The organism is Rufibacter latericius (assembly GCF_003721515.1).
Taxonomy (GTDB): domain Bacteria; phylum Bacteroidota; class Bacteroidia; order Cytophagales; family Hymenobacteraceae; genus Nibribacter; species Nibribacter latericius.
On record NZ_RJJD01000015.1, the window covers coordinates 412868 to 426319 of the forward strand.

The 13452-nt window shown below is 53.5% G+C and carries 10 protein-coding genes; 8 read left to right on the top strand and 2 right to left on the bottom strand.

Annotated elements, in window-relative coordinates:
- Positions 1-25: 25 nt before the first annotated feature.
- Entirely contained in the window at positions 26-1405 is a 1380-nt protein-coding gene (gene radA, locus EFB08_RS19220; RefSeq protein ID WP_123128666.1) for a DNA repair protein RadA, read from the bottom strand.
- A gap of 209 nt (positions 1406-1614) precedes the next feature.
- On the opposite strand from radA, the gene EFB08_RS19225 reads away from it, so the two are divergent.
- The 3 genes from EFB08_RS19225 to EFB08_RS19235 all read left to right on the top strand — a co-directional run bounded on the left by EFB08_RS19225 (position 1615) and on the right by EFB08_RS19235 (position 4834).
- Positions 1615-2067 carry a hypothetical protein gene (locus EFB08_RS19225; RefSeq protein WP_123128582.1) on the top strand — a complete coding sequence of 151 codons (453 nt, stop codon included), beginning with the start codon at positions 1615-1617 and terminating at the stop codon, positions 2065-2067.
- Positions 2068-2255: 188 nt separating this feature from the next.
- Positions 2256-3329, top strand: a complete 1074-nt coding sequence (locus EFB08_RS19230; RefSeq protein ID WP_123128583.1) for a hypothetical protein — start codon at positions 2256-2258, stop codon at positions 3327-3329.
- 89 nt (positions 3330-3418) lie between these two features.
- Entirely contained in the window at positions 3419-4834 is a 1416-nt protein-coding gene (locus EFB08_RS19235; RefSeq protein ID WP_123128584.1) for a methyltransferase RsmF C-terminal domain-like protein, read from the top strand.
- Positions 4835-4945: 111 nt separating this feature from the next.
- On the opposite strand, the gene EFB08_RS19240 is transcribed toward EFB08_RS19235, so the two are convergent.
- Positions 4946-6133: a class I SAM-dependent rRNA methyltransferase gene (locus EFB08_RS19240; RefSeq protein WP_123128585.1), complete on the bottom strand. Its 1188-nt coding sequence runs from the start codon at positions 6131-6133 to the stop codon at positions 4946-4948.
- Positions 6134-6301: 168 nt separating this feature from the next.
- Here EFB08_RS19240 and EFB08_RS19245 point away from each other — a divergent pair, with 168 nt between their 5' ends.
- The 5 genes from EFB08_RS19245 (at position 6302) to EFB08_RS19265 (ending at position 13423) form a co-directional block, all read left to right on the top strand.
- Complete coding sequence (locus EFB08_RS19245) at positions 6302-7297, top strand: dipeptidase (protein WP_123128586.1); 996 nt, start codon at positions 6302-6304, stop codon at positions 7295-7297.
- 254 nt (positions 7298-7551) lie between these two features.
- A complete protein-coding gene (locus EFB08_RS19250) occupies positions 7552-10239 on the top strand; it encodes a TonB-dependent receptor plug domain-containing protein (RefSeq protein ID WP_165864968.1) in 2688 nt (895 codons plus the stop codon).
- Between the two features lie 105 nt (positions 10240-10344).
- On the top strand, positions 10345-11418 hold the full coding sequence (gene prfA, locus EFB08_RS19255; RefSeq protein WP_123128588.1) for a peptide chain release factor 1: 1074 nt from the start codon (positions 10345-10347) through the stop codon (positions 11416-11418).
- 150 nt (positions 11419-11568) lie between these two features.
- Entirely contained in the window at positions 11569-12990 is a 1422-nt protein-coding gene (locus tag EFB08_RS19260; RefSeq protein ID WP_123128589.1) for a hypothetical protein, read from the top strand.
- Positions 12991-13000: 10 nt separating this feature from the next.
- Positions 13001-13423 carry a secondary thiamine-phosphate synthase enzyme YjbQ gene (locus tag EFB08_RS19265; protein WP_123128590.1) on the top strand — a complete coding sequence of 141 codons (423 nt, stop codon included), beginning with the start codon at positions 13001-13003 and terminating at the stop codon, positions 13421-13423.
- Positions 13424-13452: the final 29 nt, after the last annotated feature.

The window sequence follows — 13452 nt, forward strand, 5'->3', positions numbered from 1 at the left end:
CATAAAAATAGTTCAAAGAAAAAGATTATCCAAACAAACCGCTGAAGACTTCTTCCAACCTACTTGCCGCATGAATCCTTATATTAAACCTGCTGAAATCTACTCCCTTTTTGTTGTACTTAGAAATAAAAATATCCTGAAAACCCAATTTCTCGGCTTCTGAAATTCGTTGCTCAATACGGTGCACGGCCCGTACCTCGCCCCCTAAGCCTACCTCGGCGGCAAAACAAGTAGTATGCGGAATGGCCACATCCTCAAAAGAGGAAAGCAACGCGGCGCAGATGGCCAGGTCCAAAGCCGGATCTTCCACTTTCAAACCTCCGGCGATGTTCAGGAAAACGTCCTGCATTCCCAGTTTAAAGCCACCACGCTTCTCCAATACCGCCAGCAACATGTTCAGACGTTTGGCATCATAGCCAGTGGTACTGCGCTGCGGTGTACCGTATGTGGCGGGCGTCACCAAACTCTGCACCTCAATGAGCAGCGGACGATTGCCTTCCATGGTGCCGCCAATGGTGATGCCGCTGAACGCCTCGTCACGTTGCGAGATCAGGATTTCGGACGGGTTACTCACTTCGCGCAGGCCAGTACCCAGCATCTCATAGATACCCAACTCAGAAGTAGAGCCGAATCGGTTTTTGGTGGTGCGCAGGATGCGGTACGTCATGTGGCGGTCACCCTCAAACTGCAGCACGGTGTCTACCATATGCTCCAGAATCTTGGGCCCGGCCAGGTTGCCTTCCTTGGTGATGTGCCCGATAAGGAACACCGGCGTGCCGCTTTCCTTAGCGAACTTTAACAGCTCTGCCGTACACTCCCGCACCTGGGCCACGCTGCCCGCGCCGCTCTCAATAAAGGCAGAATGCAACGTCTGAATGGAGTCAATGATCAGGACATCGGGCTGGAGCTGCTCTATCTGCTTGAAGATGTTCTGGGTGCCGGTCTCGGTGAGGATAAAGCAGTTGGGGTGCTTGGCGCCCAGCCGCTCGGCCCGCATCTTGATCTGCTGTTCGCTCTCCTCGCCAGAGATGTAGAGCACGCGCTGACTGCGCAGACTCAAGGCTATCTGCAGCATAAGCGTGGACTTGCCTATGCCCGGCTCACCGCCGATCAGCACCATGGAGCCGGGCACGATGCCGCCGCCCAACACGCGGTTCAGTTCGGCGTCTTCAGTGACCACGCGGGCCTGTTCTGAGTAAGTGATCTCCCCGATGGGTTTGGGTTTGCTGGCCACCTGCTGGCTGCTGGTGCCTACTTTCCAGGCGGTGGTGGGCGTCACGTCCTCGCGCGCCACTACTTCCTCTACGTAGGTATTCCACTCGCCACAAGCCGGACACCGGCCTATCCATTTAGCCGACTGCGCGCCGCAGCTCTGACAGAAATATGCTGTTTTGATTTTAGCCATAAGATTGATTTTTCCGCACCGCGAAATCAGGTAAAGGTAAGGAATGAGCGGCTTCAAAGCGGATACAGAGATAACAACTTCCATCGTATAAATACTCCGTTTTTACCCTGATTTTCTAAAAAAAGCCTCTAAACGGCTCGGCTTGTTTTTACCCGGTCAGCCGTTTTCCCTTCTTTTCCGTTCATAGATTTCACGTTAAGTACAAGACCATGAAGAAGATAAAAACCCTCACGGGACCACTGCTGCTGAGCCTGCTCACCAGCCTTTTTTTGATCAGTTGCCAGGCAACGGCTCCTACCTCAGCCAATACTGCCACCGGGGAAACAACCCAGGAAAGCACCCCTGACACCGGGCCCCGGTTCTCGCCCCAACGGGTAGACGTGCGGGGCACCATCACCCAACGGGAATACAACCAGGGACAGATGCTCATTTTGGTGGAAGGCTTCACCGATCGGTTCTCCAGGTATAGTCGGGCGGTGGTATTGGTGACGCCCGTCACCCAGATTGTAGGTCTGGACGGAAAAACCATTAGCTTAAGCGAGCTGCAGAACGGGCAGCAGGTAGCGGTTCAGTTCAGGGGACGGTACCGGGAGTCTGTCACAGGCTTCTCGGCGCAGGCCGTCGCCCGTAAAATGTGGATAGAGCCTTTAGGCGGGTATTAACCCTTTGAATAGTTTGTTCAGGTGAAGATTCTTCTGCTGGGACGATTCTTTACCTGAACATGCCTGAACGAAGGCAATTGTGCCGGATGTCTCAGGCGCAAAGGAAAGAAGTTGCCACAGGCTATACCCTGATTATGAGGCGTTTTTTGTAAATTGCGCCCAAATCAGGTTTGGCTTCTGCTTCCTCTATGTCTGGCAATTTTCTTCGCGCTGCATTGGCTCTTGTTGGGCTGCTTTTCTCTTTTTCTTCTGTTGGTTTGGCCCAGGCCGGAAAACCCCTCAAAATCGCTGATCTGGAGTTGCAGGTAGCGGGCACCAAGCAGCCGGCCACCCAGTTGCAGTATGCTTTTCAGGCCGGAGATGTGCTGGTCCTGGATCTGGACAATAAGACTAAAACCAGCTATAAAGTTACCGTACAGGAGTATTTCTCTACCTCGCCGCTGTACAACATTGAGGAAACCAAGAAGCTGCACAACCTTCGCCTCACGGTGCCGCAGAAATCGGTGTACACCATCACGCTGCAGAGTCTGTCTGAAACCAGCACCAAGAGCCATTTCACGCTCACCCGCATCCCTAAAAGCGAGGCCACCCAGAACTTCAACACGCTAGTAGCCTGGCGCACCGTACACGACACCACCTGGACCACGACCACTGAGAAAGTGCTGGTGAAGAATGATCTCAAAGCCGAGACAGTGGTAGACAAGACTTTCCGGCTGGCTTCGCTCACCAACATTACCAGCAACAACCGCAGCACCGAGCGCTTTAAATTACCCGCCAAAACCAAACACTGGGTGTACTGGGTGGGCGTAGGCCAGGAATCGGTGCAGGCGTTGCAGGAAACCGGAAAGACACTGGCCAAAGGTGCAACTGCTCTGCTCACGGGCAGCAATCCGTTAGTGGCTTTTGGGTTGGGACTGTTGCCGCAGCTGCCGCAGGTGAAGTCCAGCGGGTACATCAGCTATCACCTGTTCAACAGGAACAACGCCTACCTGTTCAAGGAAGACCAAGACGGCTGGAAACCCTATGGCGTGGCCAGCGGCAAAGACGTGCTCTCTGATTACGGCAAAGTATTGATCAACCAGACGCCTAAAACCGATGACGGGTACCTGTACCTTGGCTTCGAGAACCCCAGCACCATCACTGGCCTGGATCTGACGTTGAAAGTAGTGGCGTTTGTGGACAACCCCGTGTACCAGACCCGCACGGTGCGCAAACCCGCTAAGATCACCACGCGCCGCGAGCCTATATTAGCAGGAGAATAGCCTCCTTTCAGGCTGATTTTTCCGAAACAGGCCAAAAACAGAAGTAGTATCTTTGCAGGAGCTTCGGCCTAAGCCCGGGCACCGTTGTTATGAGCCTAGCCCTTCCCGCCTCCTTCCAGACCCGCATGCAGACGCAGTTAGGCGATGCCTATCCTGCCTTTACCGAGGCCCTGGCCCAGCCGTCGCCCACCAGCATCCGGGTGAACCAGGCCAAGATGGCGCTGCCTACCAGTTTGCCGCCGGTGCCCTGGACCGAGACTGGGTTCTACCTATCGGCCCGGCCCAGCTTCACCTTAGACCCCATGTTCCACGGCGGCGCGTACTACGTACAGGAAGCCAGTTCCATGTTCCTGGAGCAGGCTTTGAAGCAGAGCGTTGACCTAAGCGAACCACTGGCAGTATTGGATTTGTGTGGAGCTCCCGGCGGAAAATCCACGCACATCGCCTCTTTGCTTTCCCTCGAAAGTCTGCTGGTCGCCAACGAAGTCATCAAACCAAGAGCAAATATCCTGGCCGAGAACATCCAGAAATGGGGCTCGGGCAACGTGGTAGTCACAAACAATGACCCCAGCCACATCGGGCAGCTGACCGGCTTCTTCGATGTGCTAGTGGTAGACGCCCCCTGCTCCGGCGAGGGCATGTTCCGCAAAGACCCAGACGCCATGAACGAATGGTCAGAGGCCAACGTGAAACTCTGCTCAGAGCGCCAGCGCCGCATACTGATGGATGTCTGGAACGCCCTGAAACCCGGCGGCGTGCTCATCTACAGCACCTGCACCTACAACTTAGAAGAAAACGAAGAAAACCTCGCCTGGCTATCCAAGCAACAAGATGCCGAAACGGTCACCCTGCAACTGCAACCTGACTGGGGCATCACCGAGACCGAACTGGAAGGCATGCACGGCTACCGCTTCTACCCGCACCGTACCCAGGGCGAAGGTTTCTTTCTGGCCGCCGTGCGCAAAACCGATGGCGATGAGGCGCGGCCTTTCAAGAAGAGCAAACGACCTTTCCTGGTACTGGCTTCTAAGCAGGAGAAAGCTTTGGTGCAGGATTGGCTAAAAGAGCCGCAAAGCTGGGAACTGGTGAAGCACAAAGAAACCCTGCGCGCCTTGCCTAAAGCCTGGATGCTGGAACTGGAGCAACTCTACGAGAACCTGCGCGTGGTCTACGGCGGCATTGAAGTGGCCGAGGTCATGAAAAACAACGCCAAGCCACTGCCTGCGCTGGCGCTTTCCCAACATATTTCAGCCGATGCTTTCCCCCGCGCCGAGGTAGATTTCCCCACAGCCCTCAAGTTCCTGCACCGCGAAGATGTAGTCCTGGAGGACTCGGCTAACGGCTGGGTGCTGGTCCAGTTCAACGGCGTGGCCCTGGGCTGGGGCAAAAAACTCCAGAACCGCGTCAACAACCACTACCCCAAAGAATGGCGCATCAGGATGAGCCTGGATGAGGTCTTGAAACCGGAGAATGTGGAAGGCCTTTTTACGCTGGGAAATCAGTAGAACTGCCAGCCGTTTATTGGCCTTTTTCATAAAATCAGCTCTAAAGCAGAAATCCCCGGCGCATTCAAGATGTCCGGGGATTTCTGCTTTAGGCTGTTTATTTCTGATCTTCTATTCCACGTACAGCACCAAACCTTTCAGGTACTCGCCTTCCGGGTGAAAGATGCTGATCGGGTGATCGGCGGGCTGGGAAAGGTGGTGCATGACTTTCACGTTACGGCCTGCTTCAATGGCGGCGGCCATGACGGTGCTGGCAAAAAGGTATTTGTCTACCACGCCCGAACACGAGAACGTGAAGATGATGCCGCCCGGTTTTATCTTCTGGATGGCTTCGGCGTTCAGGCGTTTGTAGCCCATGAGTGCATTGTGACGAACTTTCTGGCTCTTGGCGAAAGCAGGTGGGTCCAGCACAATGACATCATACAGGTTCTCGCGGCCCTTCATGAAATCAAAGGTATCCATAGCGTAGGCTTCGTGGCGATCCTGGCGGTTGTTCAGGGCGGCGTTCTGGTCCGTTAAGTCGATGGCTTTCTTGGAGACATCCACCGAGTGCACAGCGGTAGCCCCGGCGTTTAGCGCGTAGATGGAGAAGCCCCCGGTGTAGCAGAAGGTGTTGAGCACGGTTTTGCCTTTGGAGTAATGCGCCAAGAGCTGGCGGTTCTCGCGCTGGTCAATGAAGAAGCCGGTTTTCTGGCCGGTCACCCAGTCTACCAGAAACTTGTTTCCGTTCTCGGTGACCACGTGCGGCGTGGGCGTTTCCCCTATGAGATAGCCGTTCTGGCCCTGGGCGGTGCCTTTACCCGGCAAGGTCTCGGCGCTTTTGTCGTACACAGCGGTTAGTTTCCCCTCATATACTTCCACCAACGCCTGCGCGATGTGTTGTCGCACGTGGAACATTCCTACGTTGTGGGCCTGCAACACGGCGGTATTGCCATAGACATCAATAATGAGACCCGGCAAACTATCGCCCTCGGCGAAAACCAGGCGGTAGACATCGGTATCAGGGGTGTCCAGGAAGCCCTGCTCGCGGCGGTAGTCCACGGCGCGCTGTACCCGGCTTTTCCAGAAGGCGTAATCGGGTTCTACTTCCTCGAAGGAGAAGATGCGCACAGCAATAGAGCCCGGCTGGTAGTGCCCAATGCCCAGGAACTCACGCCGGTTGGTGTACACCGCCACGATGTCGCCTTCCTGCACATCGCCCTCAATCTTTTTGATCGCGCCCGAGAAAACCCACGGGTGGAAACGCTTCAGGGAGTGTTCTTTGCCTGCGTGTAAGAGTATAGAAGGAAGATTAGTCATAAACTGAGAAGTACGCCCAGAGACGGCGCACGTTTTAAGAATGTTTTTGCAAAAATCGGTAAAAAAATCCGGCTTTGCGGCGGGTGCCCCATCGGTTCTTCGTAAACTCGCTGTCAGATTTGTTTTTAAACACGTATTCACGCCATCACTCCTTCATTCAACCACCATTTGGAAGCTACCCGCCTGCCCATCATTGACCTGCACTGCGACCTTACCGGTTACCTGGCCTATATTCCGGGCGCTACGGCCATGGATGTAGACATAATCGGGTGCGCCATTCCGCATCTGCAGGCCGGGAACGTGCGGCTGCAGACCATGGCTTTCTTCACGCCAACAGAACCCGGCAGCGCGAATTTCACCCTGCAACAGGCCAAACTGTTCCGGGAAAGCCTACTGCCGAACCAAGACGTTTTTGCCCCGCTTTGCTTAAAAGACCTCCAAAACCAGGTGCTGCACGGAGACCGCGTGGCCCTAGTGGCGGCTATTGAGAATGCCTCGGGGCTTTGCGAGGAAGACGAACCGCTTGAGTTGGCCTTTTCTAGATTGGAGGAGATCATTCGTTTGGCCGGTCCGGTGCTGTACATCGGGTTGACGCATGCAGAGGAGAACCGATTCTCCGGCGGAAACTTCACTCCCGGCATCGGGCTGAAACCGGATGGCGAGGAATTGCTGAGGTACCTGAGCGGCAAGCGCATCGCCGTTGATTTGGCTCATACCTCAGACGCTGCAGCCTATGATTTGCTCCAATTTATTGACCGTCATAATTTAGATATCCCCGTCATCGCCAGCCATTCTAATTTCAGGGAAGTGCATCAAGAGGCCCGAAATCTGCCTACAGAACTGGTGCAGGAAGTAGTGCGGCGCAAAGGACTCATCGGGATGAACTTCCTGAAGAAGTTTGTAGATCCAGACAAGCCCGAAACTCTGTTAAAGCACATAACCTACGGCTTTGAACACGCGCCGGAAGCCCTTTGCTTCGGGGCCGATTTCTTCCAAGAGTCCGGGATGATGGCGGGTGGCGAGTCGTACTTCCACTTGCAACACCGAAACGCGGCGCAATACCCGGTTATCTTACAAGAACTAGCGGGGCAGTTTTCGCAGGAGCAACTGGCGGCTCTCAGCTACGGAAATGCCTTGCAGTTTCTGGAAAAGCTATGGGGTTAACGCAAGTAACAGCCACCAAATTTCAGGGGACGGATCCAGCGCTTCAGGACCGTTTTACAGAAAAGGGCCGGTAAACGGAAACGAAACAATTGAGCTAACCAGGGTAGGGTGGATAAAGCATAGAAAAAGCTCTATATCTAGTTGGTGGGTATTCCGTGATTTGATTATATTTAGGAGTATATCCTGTATTCCTATTCAATCTACTATCCTTTACCTTCCTCATGCCCCCAAGAAAATTACTAATCCCCTGTCTTTTGCTTTTAGTTTTGGGCGGTATTTTCGCTTTCAATTCCAAAAAGGGACGATTTGATATCGGGATCAAAGAGATTATTGCCCAATTCCAGCGTTTCGGGAAGGCCTATCCGCAGGAGAAAGTGTACCTGCACCTGGACAAGCCTTATTATGCGGCCGGCGAGGATATCTGGTTTAAGGCGTATCTGGTGAATGCCTCTTCGCATGAACCCAGCCTGTGGAGCAAAGTCCTGTACGTAGATCTGGTGTCGGCGGAAGATTCCATCTACAAGCGCGTGGTGGTGGACATGAAAAACGGAATGGGGCACGGAGACTTCGCGCTGGAAGACACCATTCCTGATGGGCAATACCGGCTGCGGGCCTACACCAGCTGGATGCAGAACTTTGACGAGGCGTATTTCTTCCATCAGAACCTGCAGATTTTCAACCCGAGGGTAGCAGACCTGGTGCCGTCAGTGAAGTTCGCCTTTAAACGGTACGGCACCGGAGACTCTGTGTACGCCGATGTATCACTTAAAAACCTTCGGGAAGAACCTTTGGCGCAACGGGCCGTCATCTTTTATGCCCAAGCTGGCAAAAAAGTATCGGGCCGGCACAAAGGCGAGACCAATAGCCAGGGGAATGCACACTACAGGTTCTACTTACCAAGTGGAGAGGCCCGACAAAATGCTCAGTTGTGGCTAAGTTTGAAAGAAGGAACAGAGCAGGTCCGGCGCAATTTCAAAATCCCTCCTGCAGCTGAGAAAACAGATCTGCAGTTCTTTCCCGAGGGCGGTGAGTTGGTCTATAACATGTGGAGTACGGTTGGCTTCAAAGCCGTAGATGTAAACGGATGGGGCAAAGAGGTGCAAGGCAGTGTATATGATGGAACCGGCAAAAAGGTAGTCGATTTCCAAAGCCACAAATTTGGGATGGGCCGTTTTGGGTTTATACCACAGCCCGGCAAGACCTACGTGGCCGTTCTGAACAACACAGGAGACACGGAAGTTATATACCCTCTACCGGCTGCGCGTGAAAAAGGGATAGTGGTGAGCGTTGACAACAGCAAGCCGAGCAACGTTCAGTTAAAAGCGTACATAGTTGGCTATAAAAGTGCGGATAGCCGCCCCAAATCTATCAGTGTGGTGGCCCAAAGCCGGGGAACGGTTTATTTCAGTGCCCACGCAGCGGCGGCCAAAGATGTGTTTCTTATCAATATTCCCAAAGAAAAGCTGCCTACCGGGGTAGTGCAGTTCACGCTGTTCTCCAACGCCGGAGAGCCCTTGGCAGAGCGCCTGGTTTTCTCTAACCGCCATGACCAACTGCAACTCACGCTTACCCCAGACAAGCCTGACTACAAGCCAAGGGAGAAAGTAACCATGCAGTTGCAGGCTAAAACGGCCGAAGGCACACCGGTGTCAGGGCATTTCTCTGTTTCCGTCACCGATGTCCAAAAAGTGAGCCCGGAACTTAACGCCGCCAACCTTCTGTCTAACCTCCTGCTAACCTCAGACCTGCGGGGGTATATAGAGCAACCAGACTACTACTTTTCATCACAGGAGCCGGAGGCAACATTGGCTTTGGATAACCTGATGCTCACCCAAGGCTGGCGCCGGTTTGCCTGGAAAGACCTGCTGCAAGACAAGAAAATGTCACTGCCGTTTCCGGTGGAGCAAAGTCTGGCAGTCACTGGTACCGTTCTAAAGCTTTTTGGTAAGCCTGAGCCCGGCGCCATTGTGACCTTTTTAGGCTACCGTACCTCACACGCTTTTCTCATAGACACCACTGATGCCGAAGGGAAATTCTCGTTTGGGGTAATGGGGTTAGATGACAGTTCCAAAGTAGTGGTGCAAGCCCGCACAGCCAAGGGGAAAAGTGCGTTGGAAGTAAGGCTGGACAAAGGGCTGCCTATTACGGCGATTTCCCCGCAAGTACCGTATTTGCCCCCTGCTCTGCTTTCCCAAACCACCTTGGCGTATCTCAGAAGTAACCGCGATCAGCTTAGATTAGACCAACTGGCCGGTAAAAGTATTTTGCTTAGTGCGGTAGAGATCAGGGCTAAAAAAGACCAAAGGCTGGATGAATTGCGCCGAGGTGGTTTTTACAATCAACCGGACCAAACCATCAATGCTTCTGCGCTGCCTCCGTCTATGGATATCATTTCAGCTTTACAGGGGCGCGTGGCCGGGATGTTGGTAAATGGTGGCAATATTACCATGCGGGGCGGTGGAACTTCAATGGCTGGTGGCACTCCGCTGTTTCTGCTGAACGGTATGCCCATAGACGTTGACTATATCAAGACTATTTCCCTTTCTGAAGTGGAGGCCATTGATATTCTCAAACCCGGGGCTTCTTCGGCCATTTACGGTTCACAAGGCAGTAATGGGGTAATCTCCGTCCTCCTGAAAAAAGGAGACAATACCACGCCCCCTGACAACACTCGTTACCAAGGGGTGGCAGCCTACACAGGGGTTCATTCCCAGATTGCCCGCGAGTTCTACATGCCGCACTATGACAAACCTTCTGAAGTAGAACTGCCCGATTTGCGCACCACCCTTTTCTGGAGCCCAACCGTAGTAACCGATGCGAATGGCCGCGCTTCCTTCTCATTTTTCAGTTCTGATTCCAAAACCACGTACCGCGCCGTGGTAGAAGGTCTTACCTCAGGGGGGCAGTTGGGCAGAACCGGGGCAGAGATGCAGGTGAAATAATGGAGTTGGTTTTGAACTCTTTTCCCCAAAACAAGCCTTAAACCCACAGAAACAAATGCGCCGGAAATTTCATATCTTTGCGGCCTGAATTAAGTAAAGCAGAAGATGTTAGATAAACTGGAAGCCATAAAACAGCGGTTTGAAGAGGTTAATGAGCAACTCATCCAACCAGATGTTGCCAGTGACCTGAAAAGATATAAGTCCCTGAACAAAGAGTTCAAGGACCTAGAGAAGATCGTGGCCGAGTACGAGCGTTACAAGCTGCTGCTCAGCAACATTGAGCATACCAAAGAGGTGATCGCTACGGAGAAAGACGAAGATTTCCGGGAGATGGCCAAAGAAGAACTGGATGAGCTGTTGCCGCAGCGCAACGAGATGGAGGAACGCATCAAAGAAATGCTGATCCCCACAGACCCAGACGACAGCAAAGACATTATCATGGAGATCAGAGCGGGTGCCGGTGGCGATGAAGCCTCTCTTTTCGCCGGTGACCTGTACCGCATGTACAGCCGTTTCGCGGAGAAGCAGGGCTGGAAAATGGAGGTGATTGACGTGATGGAAGGCACCGCCGGTGGTTACAAAGAGGTAATTGTAGGCATCAAAGGCGAAGACGTATACGGCAAGCTGAAGTTTGAGTCTGGCGTGCACCGCGTACAGCGCGTACCTGCCACCGAAACGGCCGGACGTATCCACACCTCTGTTGCTTCTGTCGTAGTTCTGCCGGAAGTAGAAGAACTGGACGTGGAACTGAACATGAACGACATCCGGAAGGACCTTTTCATGTCTTCAGGCCCAGGTGGTCAGTCGGTGAACACCACGTATTCTGCCGTACGCTTAACGCACATTCCAACCGGTATTGTGGCCCAGTGCCAGGACCAAAAGTCGCAGCTCAAGAACTTTGACAAAGCCCTGGCCGTGTTGCGTTCCCGTATCTACGAGATTGAGCTAGCCAAGAAAAACGAAGCCGAAGGCGCCCAGCGCAAGAGCATGGTGGGCGGCGGCGACCGCTCAGATAAAATCAGAACCTACAACTACCCACAAGGCCGCGTAACCGATCACCGCATCGGGCTGACCGTGTACAACCTGCCCAGCGTGGTAGACGGTAACATTGACGAGTTTGTAGAGCAGCTTCGTATCGCAGAGAACGCCGAGCGTTTGAAAGAAGGCGTTCAGGCTTAATTCACTTGATAATAGAAAGCGCAGTTCAACAGAGCTGCGCTTTTTTGTTTTCAGCCTTTTTTGGGCCATTTTACAGAAAACAGGCTTTAAACGTAATTTGCGGGAAACGCCTGGATTCTGTCATCCTTAAGATTACACCTTCTGCTAACTATGCATCGGTTCACGTCATTCAACTCCTTTAAAACGCTCTGGTACAGCCTGGCTTTGGTGTGCACAGCGGGTTGGTGGATGAGTGCCTGCACGCCGCGCGACGAGGAATTCACCCCAGATGCAAGTGCCATGCTTCGGCTGGAAGCCGATACCGTGCTGTTTGACACCGTGTTCACCGAGGTGGGCAGCGTCACCAGGCGCCTGAAAGTCTACAACCCCAACAAGAACGCCGTCCGGATTTCTGAGATTAAGGTAGGCGGAATGGCCGCGTCACCCTTCCAGGTGTATGTGAACGGAGCACCGGGGCCGCAGGTAGAGAATGTGGAGCTGAGAGGCAAAGACAGTCTGCTTATCCTGGTAAAAGCTACCATCAATCCTACTTCGCAGGAGCAGCCGTTTCTGGTGAATGATTCTATCCTGTTCCTGACGAACGGAAACCAGCAGAAGGTAAAACTGGTGGCCTATGGGCAGAACGCGACCTATTACCGGCACAACTACACCACTGCGCCTAATGAGATGTGGACCGCCGCCAAAGCGCACGTCATCTATGATTCGGTGACGGTACCGGCCGGACAGACGCTCACCATCCAGAAAAGCAGCCAGGTACACCTCCATCGGAACGCCAAGATCAAGGTGCTGGGCACGTTGAAGGTGGAAGGCGAGCACGAGAAGCGGGTGGTGTTCCAGCAGGTGCGCAAAGAAGAGCAGTACCGCAACGCGCCGGGTCAGTGGCAGGGCTTGGAGTTTCTGCCGGGCAGCCAAGACAACGAGTTGCGCTACGTGGAAATCAAAAACGCCGAGATCGGTATCTACCTGAAAGCCGAAAGAAACAACGTGCCCGAGGTGACGCTTAGGAGTGCTTTTCTGAAAAACATGCTGCAAACGGGAATCCTGAGCCACGGCGGAAACGTGCGCCTGGAGAACAGCATTATCACCAACTGCGCCGAGTACGCGCTGGCTGGGGTAGGCGGTGGCCGCTATGATATCCTTTTCAGTACCCTGGCCAACTACGCCAATGACTTTGTGCGGTTCGGGCCTTCGTTTTTGTTTCAGGAAAAACATGAAGTAGAAGGCAAGCTGGTGCGCGAAGGAAACTACGTAGTAAATGTGGTGAACAGCATCTTGTGGGGCAGGCAAGAAGAGGAACTGCAGTTTGGGAACATGGCCGGCGGCTCTAGCCGAAACATCCAGCACTCCTTCCTGAAAACCCAGGCTTACAAAACCGAGTTCGATAAGAACGGAAACCAGCTCAACGTAGACCCGCTGTTCCGCGATGCGCCTAAACTGGACTTCCAGCTTATCAAATTATCGCCGGCCAATGCTGTGGGCACGCCCTACGGCGGCATCACGGTAGATTACGAAAACAAACTGCGCGATGCCCAGAAGCCCGATGTGGGAGCTTTTGAGGTAGATTACCAATAACCCTTACCCTATGAAGTGGTTTCAGAAAACGCTTCGGCTGCCGGCCGTAAAACGGGGCTTTCACCTCATCACCGATTTGCTGGAAGCCCAGTTGCCCGAGCTGGAGGAAATAGAGGTAGGATTGGCGCACATCTTCATTCAGCATACCTCGGCCAGCCTTTCCATTAACGAGAACGCAGACCCCACCGTGCGCCACGACTTTGAGCAGCATTTCAACCGCATGGTACCCGAGAATGCGCCTTACTACCGCCATACCCTGGAAGGCCCCGATGACATGCCCGCGCACATCAAAGCCGCGTTGCTGGGAGCTTCGGTTACCGTACCCATCACCAATGGGCGGCTGAACGTGGGAACCTGGCAAGGCATCTACCTTTGCGAACACCGTGACCATGGCGGCAAGCGCACGGTAGTAGTGACTTTGCAAGGCAAGTAAATCCTGTTTCTCAGCTCCGTTAAAGCAAA

Excerpts from the sequence above, each read along its gene's own strand:
- radA (WP_123128666.1), bottom strand. The coding sequence starts at position 1,405 with ATGGCTAAAATCAAAACAGCATATTTCTGTCAGAGCTGCGGCGCGCAG.
- prfA (WP_123128588.1), top strand. The coding sequence starts at position 10,345 with ATGTTAGATAAACTGGAAGCCATAAAACAGCGGTTTGAAGAGGTTAAT.
- EFB08_RS19265 (WP_123128590.1), top strand. The coding sequence starts at position 13,001 with ATGAAGTGGTTTCAGAAAACGCTTCGGCTGCCGGCCGTAAAACGGGGC.
- EFB08_RS19240 (WP_123128585.1), bottom strand. The coding sequence starts at position 6,133 with ATGACTAATCTTCCTTCTATACTCTTACACGCAGGCAAAGAACACTCC.
- EFB08_RS19235 (WP_123128584.1), top strand. The coding sequence starts at position 3,419 with ATGAGCCTAGCCCTTCCCGCCTCCTTCCAGACCCGCATGCAGACGCAG.
- EFB08_RS19260 (WP_123128589.1), top strand. The coding sequence starts at position 11,569 with ATGCATCGGTTCACGTCATTCAACTCCTTTAAAACGCTCTGGTACAGC.
- EFB08_RS19230 (WP_123128583.1), top strand. The coding sequence starts at position 2,256 with ATGTCTGGCAATTTTCTTCGCGCTGCATTGGCTCTTGTTGGGCTGCTT.
- EFB08_RS19225 (WP_123128582.1), top strand. The coding sequence starts at position 1,615 with ATGAAGAAGATAAAAACCCTCACGGGACCACTGCTGCTGAGCCTGCTC.